The organism is Caballeronia sp. PC1, assembly GCF_021353155.1.
GTDB classification, from domain to species: domain Bacteria; phylum Pseudomonadota; class Gammaproteobacteria; order Burkholderiales; family Burkholderiaceae; genus Caballeronia; species Caballeronia cordobensis.
The window spans coordinates 2260486-2276374 of record NZ_JAJUBH010000001.1 but is presented as its reverse complement, the minus strand read 5'-3'; the positions used below and the strand labels follow the sequence as shown (position 1 = coordinate 2276374).

Below are 15889 nucleotides of genomic sequence, written 5' to 3'. Positions count from 1 at the left end.
GAGTCCATGTCTTATCACTGGAACTGGGGCGTACTGCTGAGTCCGGTTTCGACCGGCGAGCCCACCACTTATCTCGGCTGGCTGATCTCCGGCTTCTGGGTGACGATTACCGTGTCGCTCGCGGCGTGGGTGATCGCGCTCGTGGTCGGCTCGTTGTTCGGCATCTTGCGCACGGTCCCGAATCGCACGCTGGCAGGCATCGGCACCGTCTACGTTGCGATCTTCCGTAACATTCCGCTGATCGTGCAGTTCTTCGTCTGGTATCTCGTGATACCGGAACTGCTGCCCGTCTCGTGGGGCAACTGGTTCAAGCAACTGCCGCCTTCCGCGCAGTTCTTTTCGTCGTCGATCATCTGTCTCGGGCTCTTCACCGGCGCGCGCGTGTGCGAACAGGTGCGCTCGGGCATCAACGCGCTGCCGCGCGGACAGCGCAACGCGGGCCTCGCGATGGGCTTCACGCAATGGCAGACGTATCGCTATGTGCTGATGCCGGTCGCGTACCGCATCATCGTGCCGCCGCTCACGTCGGAATTCCTCAACGTGTTCAAGAACTCGGCGGTGGCATCGACCATCGGTCTGCTCGATCTGTCCGCGCAGGCGCGCCAGCTCGTGGACTACACGGCGCAGACGTATGAGTCGTTCATCGCGGTGACGATTGCCTACATGATCATCAACCTCGTCGTGATGCAGCTCATGCGCTGGGTCGAGGCGAAGACGCGGCTGCCTGGCTACATCGGAGGCAAGTAATGCATCAGTTCAACTGGAGTGACATTCTCACGCAGTGGCCCACGCTGATGACGGGCGCCAAGATCACGCTGCAGATCACCGTGCTCGCCATCGTGGTGGGCATCATCTGGGGAACGGTGCTCGCGCTTTTCCGGCTTTCGGGCGTGAAGCCGCTGCAATGGTTCGCGAGCGCGTATGTCACACTGTTCCGCTCGATCCCGCTCGTGATGGTCCTGCTGTGGTTCTTCCTGATCGTGCCGCAGCTGCTGCAGAACGTGCTCGGGCTCTCGGCGGATATCGACATCCGTCTCGCCTCGGCGATGGTCGCGTTCTCGCTGTTCGAAGCCGCGTACTATTCGGAAATCATCCGCGCCGGCATTCAGGCGGTGCCGCGCGGCCAGGTGAACGCGGCGTTCGCGCTCGGCATGACCTACGGCCAGGCGATGAAGCTCGTCGTGCTGCCGCAGGCGTTCCGCGCGATGGTGCCGCTTCTGCTCACGCAGGCCATCGTTCTGTTCCAGGATACGTCGCTCGTGTACGTCATCAGTCTCGCGGACTTCTTCCGCACGGCGACGAACATCGGGGACCGCGACGGCACATCCGTCGAGATGATCCTGTTCGCGGGCGCGTGCTATTTCGTGATCTGCGTGGTGGCGTCGGCCCTCGTCAAAAGTCTTCAGAAAAAGGTCGCAAGATGATCTCTATCAAGAATGTTTCCAAGTGGTACGGGCAGTTTCAGGTGCTGACGGACTGCACGACCGAAGTGAAGAAGGGCGAGGTCGTCGTGGTGTGCGGCCCGTCGGGTTCGGGCAAGTCGACGCTCATCAAGACCGTGAACGGCCTGGAGCCGTTCCAGAAGGGCGAGATCACGATCAACGGCCAGTCGCTCACCGACAAGAAGACGAATCTGTCGAAGCTGCGTTCGAAGGTCGGCATGGTGTTTCAGCACTTCGAGCTGTTTCCGCATCTGACGATCACGCAAAACCTGACGCTCGCGCAGGTCAAGGTGCTCGGCCGTTCGAACGACGAAGCCGCGCAAAAAGGCATGAAGCTGCTCGATCGCGTCGGCCTGCGCGCGCACGCGGACAAGTTCCCGGGCCAGCTTTCGGGCGGTCAGCAGCAGCGCGTGGCGATTGCGCGCGCACTGTCGATGGACCCGATCGCGATGCTCTTCGACGAACCCACGTCCGCGCTCGATCCCGAGATGATCAACGAAGTGCTCGACGTGATGGTCGAACTCGCGCAGGAAGGCATGACCATGATGTGCGTGACGCACGAAATGGGCTTTGCCAAGAAAGTGGCGAACCGCGTGATCTTCATGGACCGCGGGCTGATCGTGGAGGACGACCAGAAGGAAGCGTTCTTCGCGAATCCGAAGTCGGACCGGGCGAAGGATTTTCTGGCGAAAATCCTGCACTGATCTCGTTGCAAGAAGAAACGGCGCTTCACGAAATGAAGCGCCGTTTTTTTATTCGATACCGAGTTCGCTTTCCACCGCCGCCGTCGAGCGGATGTCGTCGATCTTCAACGCCGAACCGACGCACGCCTTCGCAAGCGGCACCGCCGCCTTCTTCGCGACTTCCTCCGGCACCGGAATGTTCACCGAACGCGCAAGATCGCCGCCCTGGAACATGGCGAGATCGCCGGGCGCGAAGCGTGTCCAGATTTCATTGTCGGTGAGCGGCGACGTGGCGATCACCGCGACGCGGTCTTCCGGCGTCGTGTACTTGGCGAAGTCGATCGACATGTCCGCGTCGATCAGATGCGCCGTCGAGAACGGCCAGCTCCGCACCAGATAGTACAAATGTGTCGAGCAGTGCGAGAAGAGCGCCTGCCCGTTCGACATCAGGAAGTTGAACACGCCGTGTTGCGTGATGCCGCGCGTGAGCTCGGCGAGCGCGTCGAAGAGTTCTTCGAGCGGCGGCTGCGAGCAGGGAAACGCGCGGCGCAAGCCTTGCAGCAGCGCGCAGAACGCAAGTTCGCTGTCCGTCGTACCGACCGGCTGATATACGCCCGTCAACTCCGGCGCATGGCCGACGAGATCGCCGTTGTGCGCGAAGATCCAGTGCCGTCCCCACAGCTCGCGCATGAAGGGATGGCAGTTTTCGAGCAGGATGTGCCCCTGCGTCGCCTTGCGGATATGCGCGATCGTGTTCTTCGATTTGATCGGATAGCGCTTCACCATGTCCGCGAGCGGCGAACTGGCGGACGACTGATGATCGATGAAAAGCCGGCAGGCCTTGTCCTCGAAAAACGCGATGCCCCAACCGTCCGCGTGATGATCCGTCACCCCGCCGCGCGCCGCGAAACCGGTGAACGAGAAGGTCACGTCCGTGGGTTCGGCGCAGTTCATTCCAAGAAGTTGGCACATGATGCTGGGGCGGGCGGCTAATGGAGCGGCTCAGGGCCTGGTTGTTACAATACGTCCGACAAGCATATCACCGAGGTCAGTGCGAAAAAATCGCGCGAGCGCTCTCAGGCGGGCGCGTTGTGGATTTTCCACGGCGATTTTTCCCATTCTTCGCGTGGACTTGCGCCATTCCAACGTCTCCCGTCATTTCGCCATGTCCGCTACCTCTTCCTCGCCTCAATCGCTCACGATCGCGCGCCCCGACGACTGGCACCTGCACGTGCGCGACGGCGCGACCCTCGCGGCGGTGCTGCCGCACACGGCGCGCCAGTTCGGCCGCGCAATCATCATGCCGAATCTAAAGCCGCCGGTGACGACCACCGAGCTGGCATCGGCGTATCGCGGCCGCATTCTCGCGGCGCTGCCCGCGGGTGCGCGCTTCGAGCCGCTGATGACGCTCTATCTCACCGACAACACGCCGCCCGACGAAATCCGCCGCGCGAAGGAAAGCGGCTTCGTGCACGGCGTGAAGCTCTATCCGGCGGGCGCCACGACCAATTCCGACGCGGGCGTGACGGATCTGCTCGGCAAGTGCGCGAAAACGCTCGAAGCGATGCAGGAAGTGGGCATGCCCTTGCTCACGCACGGCGAAGTGACGGATGGCGACATCGACGTGTTCGATCGCGAAAAGGTGTTCATCGATCGCGTGATGACGCCACTGCGCCGCGATTTTCCGGCGCTGAAGGTCGTGTTCGAACACATCACGACGAAGGATGCCGCGGACTACGTGCGCGAGGCCGATGGTCCGATCGGCGCGACGATCACCGCGCATCATCTGCTCTATAACCGCAACATCATGCTGGTCGGCGGCATGCGTCCGCATTACTACTGCCTGCCGGTGCTCAAGCGCGAGACGCATCGCGTGGCGCTCGTCGAAGCCGCGACGTCGGGCAATCCGCGTTACTTCCTCGGCACCGACAGCGCGCCGCATCCGAAGGGCCTGAAGGAGCACGCGTGCGGCTGCGCGGGCTGCTATACGGCGCTGCACGCGCTCGAACTCTACGCGGAAGCGTTCGACAAGGCCGGCGCGCTGGACAAGCTCGAAGGCTTCGCGAGCTTCCACGGCGCGGACTTCTACGGCCTGCCGCGCAGCGCGGAAAAGGTGACGCTGGAACGCGCCGCGTGGACGCTGCCCGCCGAATTCAACGCCGGCGACGCGACGATCGTCCCGCTGCGCGGCGGCGAGTCGATCGGCTGGCGTTTCTCCGACGCGCATTGATACGACGCACGTGAGCGCGGGTTTCGCCGATATCGACTGGGCGCGGCCCTGGCTCGCGCCGATCGAGACGCGCGGCAGGCGCTGGCAGGCGGCGGCGCTCACCGGTTACTCCGGCTATCTCGCGACGCTGAACGAAGACGCGTCCGCCGCCGGGCTGCTCACGGGCCGTGGCCGGCCGCTTGCGTTCATCGCGCAGGAAGAACTGCCGGCGGGCGCGTCATACGAAGGTCACATCGCGCAGACCGGCCGTGTGCCGACGCGCCACAATCTCCACGATTTCTTCAACGGTTCGATGTGGTTCGCGTATCCGCGCATCAAGGCGGCGCTCAACGCGCGGCAGGCGGAGCAGATCGACGAGCACGGCATCGGGCCGACACGCGGCGGCGTGCGCGACGCGCTCACGCTCTTCGATGAAAACGCGGTGCTCTTTGCCTGCGCCGATGCATCGCTTGGACACGCGCTGCGCGGCTTTGGCTGGCGCACGCTGTTCATCGACGAACGCGCGGCGTGGGGCGTGCGCTGCGAGGCGCGCATCTTCGGCCATGCGCTGCTCGAAAAGCTCGTCGCGCCGTACAAGGCGTGCACCGGCCACGCCTGGATCGTGGACGTTCCCGCGGACTATTTCACGCTCGACGATGCGGGCCGCCGCGCGCTCATCGACGAGCGCATCGCGCACGGCATTCTCGCCGAGCCGCTCGAGAGCCGCGCCTTCGCGCCGTTGCCGGTGCTGGGCGTGCCGGGCTGGTGGGAGGCGAACGCATCGCCCGGTTTTTATGACGACGTGTCCGTGTTCCGCCCGGGCCGGCGCAATCGCTGATGGTAAAATCGAAGCCGCAAAGCAGGCCAGGCAATCGCGGCTTCGGCGTTTCGGCGCAGAGGGCGAGGAAAGTCCGGACTCCACAGGGCAGGGTGATGGCTAACGGCCATCCGTGGCGACACGCGGAACAGGGCAACAGAAAGCAAACCGCCGATGGCTTCGGGCGCAAGTCCGGAGATCAGGTAAGGGTGAAACGGTGCGGTAAGAGCGCACCGCGGACGTCGCGAGACGTTCCGGCACGGTAACCTCCACCCGGAGCAATTCCAAATAGGCAGGCGCGCATCCTCGCGATGCAGGACGGGGCCCCCGTTTCGTCTGCGGGTAGGAAGCTTGAGCGCGTCAGCAATGGCGCGCCTAGAGGAATGATTGCCACGCGCGTCCGGCTTCGGCCGGCGCGTGCACAAAATCCGGCTTATCGGCCCGCTTTGTCGTCATTCAAAAAGAAAGAGCCGGCGTCTCGCGACGTCGGCTCTTTTCGTTTCCCGCGTGCTTCGAGCATTACGCTTCGACGATCTCGAACGAGTGCGTGAGCTCCGCCGATTTCGCCAGCATGATCGACGCCGAGCAGTACTTGTCGTGCGACAGGTTGATCGCGCGTTCGACCGTCGCGGGATTCAGGTTCTTGCCCGTCACCGTGAAATGGAAGTGGATCTTCGTGAAGACTTTCGGGTCTTCGCTCGCGCGGTCCGCCTTGAGCGTCACGGAGCAGCCCTGGATTTCCTGGCGGCTCTTCTTGAGGATCATCACGACGTCGTAGGCGGTGCAGCCGCCGGTGCCGAGCAGCACCATTTCCATCGGGCGGGGCGCGAGATTGCGACCGCCGCCTTCGGGCGCGCCGTCCATGTTCACGAGATGGCCGCTTCCCGTTTCGGCGGCGAAGGCCATGCCGTCTTGTCCCATCCAGCTAACTTTGCATTCCATGCTCAGGCTCCAGCTGCTCGACGCATCGTTACAGAGGCGTCCATTGTAGCGGCTCATCGCGTTTGATTCTCCCGCTGCTTACGAGCAAGCACTGGTTGACGAACCGAAAATCGGCGCGGTGATTCCTTCACCGGACGTTCGAGCGAATCCTCTAGACGTGGAAAGCTTGCGATCGGAGACTGGAAGTTGCGGCCAAGCGTATGAATTTACGTATGAAATAGGGCGAATCTTCGATCGAGTCGAAATTTCAAATAGTGAAATTCATTTTCACCATGCAAATCTTCTTGCTTCGCAGCATGACCGTGCCTATACTCGTCTCTGTCTCCTCCACCTCCTCCTTGGTGGATTAAGCCCGAGCCACAGCTGCCCGGGCTTTTTTTCGTCCATGCGCCGCGCGACATCAAATCTTTGACGCGATAGCAGAAATCCCTTTATAATTCAAAGTTCTCTTCGCCCTACGCCCGCGGAGGGAGGCCTGTGAGAGCCTGCAAGCGCCGGATTCACGAATCCTGGCGTCCATATAAGCAGGGCCGAGCAGCGTTCAAATCAGTTCAAGGGCAATTCAATTTTTTGGATCGATCATGAAGACGTTTTCCGCAAAAGCCGAAGAGGTGACGCGCGAATGGTACGTGATTGACGCGACGGATAAGGTTCTCGGCCGTGTCGCCAGCGAAGTGGCACGCCGTCTTCGCGGCAAGCACAAGCCTGAATTTACTCCGCACGTCGACACCGGTGATTTCATCATCATCGTCAATGCCGGCAAGCTGAAGGTCACGGGCAACAAGACCACGGACAAGAAGTACTATCGTCACTCGGGCTACCCGGGCGGCATCTACGAAACGACGTTCGGCAAGATGCAAGAGCGCTTCCCGGGCCGTGCGCTCGAGAAGGCTGTCAAGGGCATGCTTCCGAAGGGTCCGCTCGGCTACGCGATGATCAAGAAGCTGAAGGTCTACGCCGAAGCTACGCATCCGCACTCGGCGCAACAGCCGAAGTCGCTCGAGATCTAAGGGGAGCCCACATGATCGGTAACTGGAACTACGGTACGGGCCGCCGCAAGAGCGCGGTCGCTCGTGTCTTCATCAAGTCGGGCAAGGGCGAGATCGTCGTCAACGGCAAGCCCATCGCCGACTACTTCTCGCGTGAAACGTCGCTGATGATCGTGCGTCAGCCGCTGGAACTCACGAACCACGGCACCACGTTCGACATCAAGGTCAACGTGTCGGGCGGCGGTGAAACGGGTCAGGCAGGCGCGGTTCGCCACGGCATCACCCGCGCGCTGATGGACTACGACGCAACGCTCAAGTCGCAACTGTCGAACGCTGGCTTCGTGACGCGTGACGCGCGTGAAGTGGAACGTAAGAAGGTCGGTTTCCACAAGGCACGCCGCCGGAAGCAGTTCTCGAAGCGTTAAGCGCTTGGGGCATCGCTCTGGGCTGGTCTGCCGGATCGGAGCGAAACTGCCGCAAAAGCCGCCCGCACTCTGTGCCGGCGGCTTTTTCGCTTTGGCGCGCGCTGGCTGAACGATGTCGAATTTTCATATAGCCCATTGATTCCATGGACATTCGGCACGATATTGAGATCAGCCCTACAATAGCGGTAAGAAGCTTAATTGGAGAATTCGAATGAGCGCTGTCAGCGACACCCCCACGACCGAAATGCCGATGCCGTTCGTCTTCACCGACGCGGCCGCGGACAAGGTCAAGCAATTGATCGACGAAGAAGGCAATCCGGATCTGAAGCTGCGCGTGTTCGTGCAGGGCGGCGGATGCTCGGGTTTCCAGTACGGTTTCACGTTTGACGAGGAAGTCAACGAAGACGACACCGTGATGGACAAGGCGGGCGTGCAACTGCTCGTCGATTCGATGAGCTACCAGTACCTCGTCGGCGCGGAGATCGACTATAAGGACGACCTCAACGGCGCCCAGTTCGTCATCAAGAATCCGAACGCCACGACCACCTGCGGTTGCGGTTCGTCGTTCTCGGTTTAAGCGCGCGTTTTTGGCGCAGTAGAAAGCGGAGCCTCGGTGGCTCCGTTTTTTGTTTACCGCGGGTAGATCGCACCGAGCACGCGCGCGCCCGCTGCGCCCGTCACCGCGGGCAGATTGCCCGGCTCGCGCGCGACGCAGCGCATCGCAAGCCACGCGAAAGCGAGCGCTTCGACCTGCTGCGGCGGCACGCCGAGCGCTTCGGTCGTCATGACGGGCACGCCCGGCACCGCATTGTCTTCGAGCGCCTGCTGCAGCATCTGCAGCAGCACCGGATTGCGCGCGCCGCCGCCGCACACGTACACGGCGCGCGTGTCGGACGCGTGGCGCGCGATTTCGCGGGCGACCGTCATCGCGGTGAGCGCGGTGAGCGTCGCCTGGACATCGGCGGGATCGAGGCCCGCGAAGGCCGCGAGCTTCGCGTCCATCCACGCCGGATTGAACAGATCGCGGCCCGTGCTCTTCGGCGGCGCAAGATCGAAGAACGGTTCGTCGAGCAAGGCGTTCAGAAGCGGCTGGCTGATCCGGCCTTGCGCCGCTAACTGTCCGCCATCGTCATAGGCGCGCTGCGTGTGACGCAAAGCCCATTCATCGATGAGCGCGTTCGCCGGGCCGCAATCGAAGCCGCGCACTTCGCCGCTCGCCGCCAGAATCGTGATGTTGCTGATGCCGCCCAGATTGCACAGAACGCGCGTCTCGTTCGGCGCGCCGAACACCGTCGCATGAAACGCCGGCACGAGCGGCGCGCCCTGGCCGCCCGCGGCGACATCGCGGCTGCGGAAATCCGCGACCACGTCGATGCTGGTCATTTCCGCGAGCAGCGCGGGGTTGTTGATCTGCCGCGTGTAGCCCTTTTCCGGCCGATGCCGCACCGTTTGCCCGTGCACGCCGATCGCGCGCACTTTCGACGCCGAATAGCCGCTCATGCTCTGCAATTCGTGACAGCAGACGGCGTAGCGCGTCGCGAGCGCATTGGCGGCGAGGGCTTCGCGCTCGATTTCGTTCTCGCCGGGCGATTGCAGCTCGAAGAGCGCATCGCGCAGGCCTTTCGAGAAGGACACGTGCGCCTCGCCGAGCACGACAGGCGGTTTGCCGGTCGCGAACTGGACTGCGACGCCATCGACGCCGTCCATGCTGGTGCCGGACATCAAACCGAAGTACACGCCGTCCCACTTGCCGGTTTCCAATGCTTCGGTTTTCTTTCCCACGCTGCTCTCCTCTTCGATGCGGTGCCGCCGGTTTTCGCTCAAGCGGCGATTATCCGCGTTAAGGATCGAATCGTTAAGAATTTCCAGCGGTGCACGGGATGGGTGGCGCGCTAACACAGCGCAAAACGGCGCGAACAGGCGCGTCATCGCGTAAAATCCTCAGCCTGAACAAGCAATTGCGCGCGATTTTCGGCGCGCGCCGCTCGACTGAGCGGCCTTCCTTCCGGCACGGCGCCTGCCGCCACCTCGCCAGTCATCGAACCCTTTTGACTTCACAAGCCGCAAGCATGACCACTGATTCCAACGCCTCCGCCGCGCAGCGCTTCCCGATCACCGACGACGTGAAGAGCGCGCTCGCCATCGCCAAACGCGGCTGCGACGAACTGCTGATCGAAGACGAATTCGCGCAGAAGCTCGCGAGGAGCGCCGCCACGGGCAAGCCGCTGCGCATCAAGCTCGGTCTGGATCCGACCGCGCCCGATATCCACATCGGCCATACGGTCGTGCTGAACAAGATGCGCCAGTTGCAGGACCTCGGCCATCACGTCATTTTTCTGATCGGCGATTTCACGTCGCTGATCGGCGATCCGTCCGGCCGCAACGCGACGCGCCCGCCGCTCACGCGCGAACAGATCGAAATGAACGCGAAGACGTATTTCGAGCAGGCGTCGCTCGTGCTCGATCGCGAAAAAACCGAGATTCGCTACAACAGCGAATGGTCGATGCCCCTCGGCGCCGACGGCATGATCAAGCTCGCGTCGCGCTATACGGTCGCACGCATTCTCGAGCGCGAGGATTTCACCAAGCGCTTTCAGGGCGGCGTGCCGATCTCGATCCACGAATTCCTGTATCCGCTGATGCAGGGTTACGACTCCGTCGCGCTGAATTCGGACCTCGAACTCGGCGGCACGGACCAGAAGTTCAACCTGCTCGTCGGCCGTGAATTGCAGAAGCAGTACGGCCAGGAGCAGCAGTGCATTCTGACGATGCCGCTGCTCGAAGGCCTCGACGGCGTCGAGAAGATGTCGAAGTCGAAGCACAACTACGTCGGCATCAGCGAGAAGCCGACCGAGATGTTCGGCAAGCTGATGAGCATTTCGGACACGCTCATGTGGCGTTATTTCGAACTGCTGTCGTTCCGTCCGATGAGCGAGATCGAACGCTACAAGAGCGAAGCCGAAGGCGGACGCAATCCGCGCGACTTCAAGGTGATGCTCGCGCAGGAAATCGTCGCGCGCTTCCATTCGTCCGCGGACGCGGAGCGCGCGCTCGACGACTTCAACCATCGCGCGAAGGGCGGCGTGCCGGACGACATTCCCTCGGTGACGCTCGCCGGCGCGCCGCTTGCGATCGGCCAGTTGCTCAAGCAGGCGGGCCTCGTGCCGTCGACGAGCGAAGCACTGCGCAACATCGAGCAGGGCGGCGTGAAGATCGACGGCGCGACCGTTTCCGACAAGGCGTTGAAGATCGAAGCGGGCGAGTTCATCGTGCAGGTGGGCAAGCGCCGCTTCGCGCGCGTGACGTTAACGGCATGATCGCGCTGATTCAACGCGTGAAGCGCGCCGATGTGCGCGTAGGCGAACGCGTGACCGGCGCAATCGACGCGGGCCTGCTTGCGCTCGTCTGCGCCGAACGCGACGACAACGAAGCCGCCGCCGACAAGCTCCTCGCCAAAGTGCTCGCCTACCGCGTGTTCAGCGACACAGCGGGCAAGATGAATCTCTCGGTGCAGAGCACCGGCGGCGGTTTGCTGCTCGTCTCGCAATTCACGCTCGCCGCCGACACCAACAGCGGCCTGCGCCCGAGTTTCACGCCCGCCGCGCCGCCGGACGAAGGCAAACGGCTCTTCGATTACTTCGTCCAGCAAGCGCGCGCGAAGCATCCGATCGTCGAGACCGGCGAATTCGGCGCGGAAATGCAGGTGTCGCTCGTCAACGACGGGCCGGTGACTTTCTGGCTTCAGGTGCGACCATGACGACTCAGGTTCTCTTCATCCGCCACGGCGAAACCGGCTGGAACGCCATCAAGCGCATTCAAGGGCACATCGACATTCCTTTGTCCGCGCATGGCTTGCTGCAGGCGGAACAGCTCGGTCAGCGGCTCGCGCGCGAAGGGCGGATCGATGCGGTCTATTCCAGCGACCTGCAACGCGCGCAGCAGACGGCGCGGCCTTTCGCGGATGCCCTCGGTCTTAAATTGCGTCTGTCGGAAAGCCTGCGCGAGCGCTTCTATGGCGCGTTTCAGGGCCACGACAGCGACGAGATCAACGACAAGTTTCCCGCCGAATACATCGAATGGCAGACGCGCGACTCCGGTTTCGCGCCGCCAGGCGACGGCGAATCGCAGCGCGTGTTCTATCACCGCATCGTGCATGCGATGGAACCGATCGTCGCAGCGCATCCGGACGGCCGCATCGCAGTCGTAGCGCACGGCGGCGTGCTCGACTGCGTGTATCGATTCGCGAAGCGGCTTTCGCTGCAGGAGCCGCGCAACTGGCCGCTCCTCAATTGCAGCGTCAACGTAGTGGACTATGCGGACGGCGGCGCGGCGGTCGTGTCGTGGGGCGATATCGCGCATCTTTCAACCGATACCGACGACGACAATCTGCGCAAGCGCGCCTAGCCCTTGTTGGTATCCCAGAGATCGCGGATGGGCCCCGCGTCCGGCGCGGCGAGGCCGAAGTGCCGATAGGTGAGCATGGTCGCGACGCGCCCGCGCGGCGTGCGCTGCAAAAAGCCTTGCTGGATCAGATACGGTTCGAGCACGTCTTCGATCGTATCGCGCTCTTCGCCGATGGCCGCGGCGAGATTGTCCACGCCGACCGGCCCGCCGTCGAACTTGTGCAGAATCGCTTCGAGCAGCTTGCGGTCCATCAGGTCGAAGCCGACGGGATCGACGTCGAGCATCTTCAGCGCTTTATCGGCGACGTCGGCGGTGATCATGCCGTCCGCCTTCACTTCGGCGTAGTCGCGCACGCGCCGCAGCAGCCGGTTCGCGATACGCGGCGTGCCGCGTGAACGCTTCGCGATTTCCAGCGCGCCCTCGTTGACGATATCCGCCTTCAACAGCGACGCCGACCGCGCGACGATGCGCGCCAACTCACTTGCGTTATAAAACTCCAGCCGCGACACGATGCCGAAGCGGTCGCGCAGCGGATTCGTCAGCATGCCCGCGCGCGTGGTCGCGCCGACGAGCGTGAACGGCTGAAGATCGAGCTTCACGCTGCGCGCGGCCGGCCCTTCGCCGATCATGATGTCGATCTGATAATCCTCGAGTGCCGGGTACAGGATTTCCTCGACCACCGGCGAAAGCCGGTGAATCTCGTCGATGAACAGCACGTCGTTCGCTTCGAGATTGGTGAGCAGCGCGGCGAGGTCGCCCGCGCGCTCCAGCACCGGCCCCGACGTCTGCCGCAGATTCACGCCCATTTCCCGCGCGATGATGTGCGCGAGCGTCGTCTTGCCGAGACCCGGCGGCCCGAACAGCAACACATGATCGAGCGCTTCGGAACGGCGCTTCGCCGCCTCGATGAAGATTTCGAGCTGGCCGCGCGCCTTTTCCTGCCCGATGTATTCGTCGAGCTTGTGTGGACGCAGCGCCCGTTCGAACGCTTCCTCGTTCGGCGAGACGGGCGTGGCCGAGATGACGCGTTCGGCGGCGAGTTTGTCGGTTTCGATCATGGGTCGATTGTACAGCGAGCTTTTGCGCGGCGAAGCTGGCCGGATGGCCTAGGCCGTCACCCTTTCGACAGCGCCTTCAACGCCATCTTGATGCCTTCCGACACGCCCGTTCCCGAAGGCACGTTCTTGATCGCGGCGAGCGCTTCCTTCTCGGAATAGCCGAGCGCGAGCAGCGCATTGAGAATATCCGACGCGTGATCCGACTGCGAAACCGTCGCGGCGATCGCGCCGAGATCCGCGCCGAGCTTGCCTTTCAGTTCGAGCAACAGGCGCTCCGCCGTCTTCTTGCCGATGCCCGGCACGCGCGTGAGGCGCGCGGCATCCTGCGTCGTGACCGTTTGCGAGAGTTCGTGCACGCTCATGCCCGAGAGCACGGCCAGCGCCATGCGCGCGCCAATGCCGCTGATCTTCAGCAACTCGCGGAACGTCGAGCGCTCCTGCGCCGTGAGAAAGCCATACAGCAGATGCGCGTCCTCGCGCACGATCAACTGCGTGAGCAGCACGACTTTCTCGCCGGCGTTCGGCAGGTTGTAGAACGTGCTCATCGGCACGTCGATTTCGTAGCCGACGCCGTTGCAGTCGACGAGCAGATGCGGCGGATTTTTTTCCAGCAGAACGCCGGCAATGCGACCGATCATAGTTCGAGCTTAAGAGAAGTGTTAACCGATGAGACGCCCGCGCCGCACGCGCAAGCCCTTCTTCGCCAGCGACGGCGCGATGCCGCCGAGCGCCGCGAGCCCCGTGCCGCCGTGCGCGTGACAGATCGCCATGCCGAGCGCGTCGGCGGCGTCGGTGCCTGGCACGCCGGACAGGTTCAGGAGCCGCACGACCATCTGCTGCATCTGTTCCTTGGTCGCGCGTCCATAGCCGACGACCGCCTGCTTCAGTTGCAGCGCCGTGTACTCGGCAACCGGCACGCCGCTCGCGACGAGCCCGCAGATCGCGGCGCCGCGCGCCTGCCCGAGCAGCAGGGTCGATTGCGGATTGACGTTGACGAAGACTTTTTCGATCGCGGCCTGATCCGGATTGTGCTGCGCGACGAGCGTGGAAATGCCGCTGAAAATCGTGTTGAGACGCGACGGCAGATCGGCGTCCGATGTCTTGATGACGCCGCTCGTCACGTAATGGAGCGTGTGCCCGTGCTTCTCGATGATGCCGAAGCCGGTCACGCGCAGGCCGGGATCGATGCCTAGTATTCTCATTCGTTCGCGTTTTACGCTGGTTCAAAACATAAGGCCTGTTTGCGCCGTGCTCAGCGCAAACAGGCCCATGTTATCTGGAAATACGCGAATTAATGACGGAAGTGACGTGTGCCGGTGAAGATCATGGCGATGTTGTGCTCGTCGGCGGCGGCGACCACTTCGTCGTCGCGCATCGAGCCGCCCGGCTGGATCACGCACGTCGCGCCCGCGTTCACGACGACATCGAGGCCGTCGCGGAACGGGAAGAACGCATCCGAAGCCACGGCCGAGCCGTTCAGCGTCAGACCGGCGTTCTGCGCCTTGATGCCCGCGATGCGCGCCGAGTCCACGCGGCTCATCTGGCCCGCGCCGACGCCCATCGTCATGCCGTTCGCGCAGAACACGATGGCGTTCGACTTCACGAACTTCGCCACGCGCCACGCGAACATCAGATCGTCCATTTCCTTCGGCGTCGGATGGCGCTTGGTCACGACGCGCAGTTCGTGCGGCTGCACGTTCTTCGCATCGAGCGATTGCACCAGCAGACCGCCGCCGACGCGCTTCAGGTCGAACGTGTTGTGCCCGTCGCCGAGCGCGATTTGCAGGAGGCGCACGTTCTGCTTTGCCGCGAACACGGCGCGCGCCTCAACGCTGAACGCCGGCGCGATCAGCACTTCGACGAACTGTTTCGCGACGGCCTGCGCCGCGGCTTCGTCCACTTCGCGATTGAACGCGATGATGCCGCCGAACGCCGAAGTCGGATCGGTCTGGAAGGCCTTCGAGTACGCTTCGAGCGAATTGGCGCCGAGCGCCACGCCGCACGGATTCGCGTGCTTGATGATGACGCACGCGGGCGCGTCGAACGTCTTCACGCATTCCCACGCGGCGTCCGAATCGGCGATGTTGTTGTACGACAGTTCCTTGCCCTGCAACTGTTCGTAATTGGCGAGCGCGCCGGCGGGCACCGACACGTCGCGGTAGAACGCCGCGCTCTGATGCGGGTTCTCGCCGTAGCGCAGGTCCTGCACCTTCTCGAACGCCAGATTGAACGTGGCCGGATACGTGTTGCGGTCCGAGTGCTGAAGCGCCTCGGTCAGGCTCGTCAGATAGTTCGTGATCGCGCCGTCGTACTGCGCGGTATGCGCGAAGACTTTCGTTGCGAGCCGGAATTTCGTCGTGTAGCCGACGCTATTGCTGTTCGCGCGCATTTCGTCGAGCACGGTGGCGTAATCGGCCGGATCGACGATCACCGTCACGTCGCGATGATTCTTCGCCGCCGAGCGCAGCATGGTCGGCCCGCCGATATCGATGTTCTCGATCGCGTCTTCCAGCGAGCTTTCTTCCTTTGCGACCGTCTGCACGAACGGATACAGATTCACGACCAGCAAGTCGATGGTCGGAATGTCGTGCTCTTCGAGCGCTGCCACGTGCTCGGGCAAGTCGCGGCGCGCGAGAATGCCGCCATGAACCTTGGGATGCAGTGTCTTCACGCGCCCGTCGAGCATTTCCGGAAAGCCGGTGTAGTCGGCGACTTCGGTCACGGGCAGGCCTGCGTCGGCGAGCAGTTTCGCCGTGCCGCCGGTCGAAAGGAGCTTGACGCCGAGCGCCGACAGCGATTTGGCGAAATCGACGATGCCGGATTTGTCGGAAACGGAGAGGAGCGCTTGCTTGATCATGATGAACACTGAAACCGAAAAGGGAAACCAGGCCGGACCAAGGCGCTCGCCTCAGTCCGATGA

18 protein-coding genes and 1 other RNA gene are annotated in these 15889 nt (G+C 63.0%); 12 read left to right on the top strand and 7 right to left on the bottom strand.

The annotated features are described in order from the left end of the window. The first annotated feature begins 6 nt into the window (after positions 1-6). The 3 genes from LY284_RS10905 to LY284_RS10895 are packed head-to-tail and all read left to right on the top strand — an operon-like array spanning position 7 to position 2146. The gene (locus LY284_RS10905) at positions 7-747 is read left to right on the top strand and encodes an amino acid ABC transporter permease (RefSeq protein ID WP_014190397.1); all 741 of its coding nucleotides are present in this window, start codon (positions 7-9) and stop codon (positions 745-747) included. After that, positions 747-1424: a glutamate/aspartate ABC transporter permease GltK gene (gltK, locus tag LY284_RS10900; protein ID WP_014190398.1), complete on the top strand. Its 678-nt coding sequence runs from the start codon at positions 747-749 to the stop codon at positions 1422-1424. Before LY284_RS10905 ends, gltK begins: the two co-directional genes overlap by 1 nt. Continuing rightward, a complete protein-coding gene (locus LY284_RS10895; protein WP_014190399.1) occupies positions 1421-2146 on the top strand; it encodes an amino acid ABC transporter ATP-binding protein in 726 nt (241 codons plus the stop codon). Before gltK ends, LY284_RS10895 begins: the two co-directional genes overlap by 4 nt. Positions 2147-2194: 48 nt before the next feature. On the opposite strand, the gene LY284_RS10890 is transcribed toward LY284_RS10895, so the two are convergent. Then, the gene (locus LY284_RS10890; RefSeq protein WP_014190400.1) at positions 2195-3097 is read right to left on the bottom strand and encodes a class II glutamine amidotransferase; all 903 of its coding nucleotides are present in this window, start codon (positions 3095-3097) and stop codon (positions 2195-2197) included. 193 nt (positions 3098-3290) lie between these two features. Between LY284_RS10890 and pyrC the strand changes: the two genes are divergently transcribed. The 3 genes from pyrC (at position 3291) to rnpB (ending at position 5603) form a co-directional block, all read left to right on the top strand. Then, complete coding sequence (gene pyrC, locus LY284_RS10885) at positions 3291-4355, top strand: dihydroorotase (RefSeq protein WP_014190401.1); 1065 nt, start codon at positions 3291-3293, stop codon at positions 4353-4355. After that, positions 4351-5172: a DUF3025 domain-containing protein gene (locus LY284_RS10880; RefSeq protein ID WP_144403868.1), complete on the top strand. Its 822-nt coding sequence runs from the start codon at positions 4351-4353 to the stop codon at positions 5170-5172. Before pyrC ends, LY284_RS10880 begins: the two co-directional genes overlap by 5 nt. 18 nt (positions 5173-5190) lie before the next feature. Continuing rightward, positions 5191-5603, top strand: an RNA gene (gene rnpB, locus LY284_RS10875) — RNase P RNA component class A. A gap of 67 nt (positions 5604-5670) precedes the next feature. Here rnpB and LY284_RS10870 read toward each other — a convergent pair. After that, a complete protein-coding gene (locus tag LY284_RS10870; protein ID WP_014190403.1) occupies positions 5671-6093 on the bottom strand; it encodes an OsmC family protein in 423 nt (140 codons plus the stop codon). Between the two features lie 581 nt (positions 6094-6674). Here LY284_RS10870 and rplM point away from each other — a divergent pair. The 3 genes from rplM to erpA all read left to right on the top strand — a co-directional run bounded on the left by rplM (position 6675) and on the right by erpA (position 8084). Next, positions 6675-7103, top strand: a complete 429-nt coding sequence (gene rplM / locus LY284_RS10865) for a 50S ribosomal protein L13 (protein ID WP_041730123.1) — start codon at positions 6675-6677, stop codon at positions 7101-7103. Positions 7104-7114: 11 nt separating this feature from the next. Next, positions 7115-7507 (top strand): 30S ribosomal protein S9, encoded by a 393-nt coding sequence (gene rpsI, locus LY284_RS10860; RefSeq protein ID WP_014190405.1) that lies wholly within the window; start codon positions 7115-7117, stop codon positions 7505-7507. A gap of 211 nt (positions 7508-7718) precedes the next feature. Further along, positions 7719-8084, top strand: a complete 366-nt coding sequence (gene erpA / locus LY284_RS10855; protein ID WP_014190406.1) for an iron-sulfur cluster insertion protein ErpA — start codon at positions 7719-7721, stop codon at positions 8082-8084. A 53-nt stretch (positions 8085-8137) separates the two neighbouring features. Here the strand turns inward: erpA and LY284_RS10850 are convergent, their stop codons facing one another. Then, complete coding sequence (locus LY284_RS10850) at positions 8138-9268, bottom strand: anhydro-N-acetylmuramic acid kinase (RefSeq protein ID WP_014190407.1); 1131 nt, start codon at positions 9266-9268, stop codon at positions 8138-8140. Positions 9269-9576: 308 nt separating this feature from the next. Between LY284_RS10850 and tyrS the strand changes: the two genes are divergently transcribed. The 3 genes from tyrS to LY284_RS10835 are packed head-to-tail and all read left to right on the top strand — an operon-like array spanning position 9577 to position 11911. Then, on the top strand, positions 9577-10824 hold the full coding sequence (gene tyrS, locus LY284_RS10845) for a tyrosine--tRNA ligase (protein WP_014190408.1): 1248 nt from the start codon (positions 9577-9579) through the stop codon (positions 10822-10824). After that, a complete protein-coding gene (gene dtd / locus LY284_RS10840; RefSeq protein WP_014190409.1) occupies positions 10821-11264 on the top strand; it encodes a D-aminoacyl-tRNA deacylase in 444 nt (147 codons plus the stop codon). The genes tyrS and dtd overlap by 4 nt, the downstream gene beginning before the upstream one ends. Beyond that, entirely contained in the window at positions 11261-11911 is a 651-nt protein-coding gene (locus tag LY284_RS10835; RefSeq protein WP_233385963.1) for a histidine phosphatase family protein, read from the top strand. Before dtd ends, LY284_RS10835 begins: the two co-directional genes overlap by 4 nt. Here LY284_RS10835 and ruvB read toward each other — a convergent pair. The 4 genes from ruvB to purH all read right to left on the bottom strand — a co-directional run bounded on the left by ruvB (position 11908) and on the right by purH (position 15826). Further along, positions 11908-12969 carry a Holliday junction branch migration DNA helicase RuvB gene (gene ruvB, locus LY284_RS10830; protein ID WP_041730125.1) on the bottom strand — a complete coding sequence of 354 codons (1062 nt, stop codon included), beginning with the start codon at positions 12967-12969 and terminating at the stop codon, positions 11908-11910. The two genes, LY284_RS10835 and ruvB, sit on opposite strands and share 4 nt — an antisense overlap. Positions 12970-13025: 56 nt before the next feature. After that, positions 13026-13607 carry a Holliday junction branch migration protein RuvA gene (ruvA, locus tag LY284_RS10825; RefSeq protein ID WP_014190412.1) on the bottom strand — a complete coding sequence of 194 codons (582 nt, stop codon included), beginning with the start codon at positions 13605-13607 and terminating at the stop codon, positions 13026-13028. Positions 13608-13628: 21 nt separating this feature from the next. Beyond that, the gene (gene ruvC / locus LY284_RS10820; protein ID WP_014190413.1) at positions 13629-14171 is read right to left on the bottom strand and encodes a crossover junction endodeoxyribonuclease RuvC; all 543 of its coding nucleotides are present in this window, start codon (positions 14169-14171) and stop codon (positions 13629-13631) included. Positions 14172-14260: 89 nt separating this feature from the next. After that, entirely contained in the window at positions 14261-15826 is a 1566-nt protein-coding gene (gene purH / locus LY284_RS10815) for a bifunctional phosphoribosylaminoimidazolecarboxamide formyltransferase/IMP cyclohydrolase (protein ID WP_014190414.1), read from the bottom strand. Positions 15827-15889 lie beyond the last annotated feature (63 nt).

What these genes read in the sequence shown, in the direction of transcription:
- LY284_RS10905 (WP_014190397.1), top strand. Translation starts at nt 7, where the DNA reads ATGTCTTATCACTGGAACTGGGGCGTACTGCTGAGTCCGGTTTCGACC.
- gltK (WP_014190398.1), top strand. Translation starts at nt 747, where the DNA reads ATGCATCAGTTCAACTGGAGTGACATTCTCACGCAGTGGCCCACGCTG.
- LY284_RS10895 (WP_014190399.1), top strand. Translation starts at nt 1,421, where the DNA reads ATGATCTCTATCAAGAATGTTTCCAAGTGGTACGGGCAGTTTCAGGTG.
- LY284_RS10890 (WP_014190400.1), bottom strand. Translation starts at nt 3,097, where the DNA reads ATGTGCCAACTTCTTGGAATGAACTGCGCCGAACCCACGGACGTGACC.
- pyrC (WP_014190401.1), top strand. Translation starts at nt 3,291, where the DNA reads ATGTCCGCTACCTCTTCCTCGCCTCAATCGCTCACGATCGCGCGCCCC.
- LY284_RS10870 (WP_014190403.1), bottom strand. Translation starts at nt 6,093, where the DNA reads ATGGAATGCAAAGTTAGCTGGATGGGACAAGACGGCATGGCCTTCGCC.
- rplM (WP_041730123.1), top strand. Translation starts at nt 6,675, where the DNA reads ATGAAGACGTTTTCCGCAAAAGCCGAAGAGGTGACGCGCGAATGGTAC.
- rpsI (WP_014190405.1), top strand. Translation starts at nt 7,115, where the DNA reads ATGATCGGTAACTGGAACTACGGTACGGGCCGCCGCAAGAGCGCGGTC.
- erpA (WP_014190406.1), top strand. Translation starts at nt 7,719, where the DNA reads ATGAGCGCTGTCAGCGACACCCCCACGACCGAAATGCCGATGCCGTTC.
- tyrS (WP_014190408.1), top strand. Translation starts at nt 9,577, where the DNA reads ATGACCACTGATTCCAACGCCTCCGCCGCGCAGCGCTTCCCGATCACC.
- dtd (WP_014190409.1), top strand. Translation starts at nt 10,821, where the DNA reads ATGATCGCGCTGATTCAACGCGTGAAGCGCGCCGATGTGCGCGTAGGC.
- LY284_RS10835 (WP_233385963.1), top strand. Translation starts at nt 11,261, where the DNA reads ATGACGACTCAGGTTCTCTTCATCCGCCACGGCGAAACCGGCTGGAAC.
- ruvB (WP_041730125.1), bottom strand. Translation starts at nt 12,969, where the DNA reads ATGATCGAAACCGACAAACTCGCCGCCGAACGCGTCATCTCGGCCACG.
- ruvA (WP_014190412.1), bottom strand. Translation starts at nt 13,607, where the DNA reads ATGATCGGTCGCATTGCCGGCGTTCTGCTGGAAAAAAATCCGCCGCAT.
- ruvC (WP_014190413.1), bottom strand. Translation starts at nt 14,171, where the DNA reads ATGAGAATACTAGGCATCGATCCCGGCCTGCGCGTGACCGGCTTCGGC.
- purH (WP_014190414.1), bottom strand. Translation starts at nt 15,826, where the DNA reads ATGATCAAGCAAGCGCTCCTCTCCGTTTCCGACAAATCCGGCATCGTC.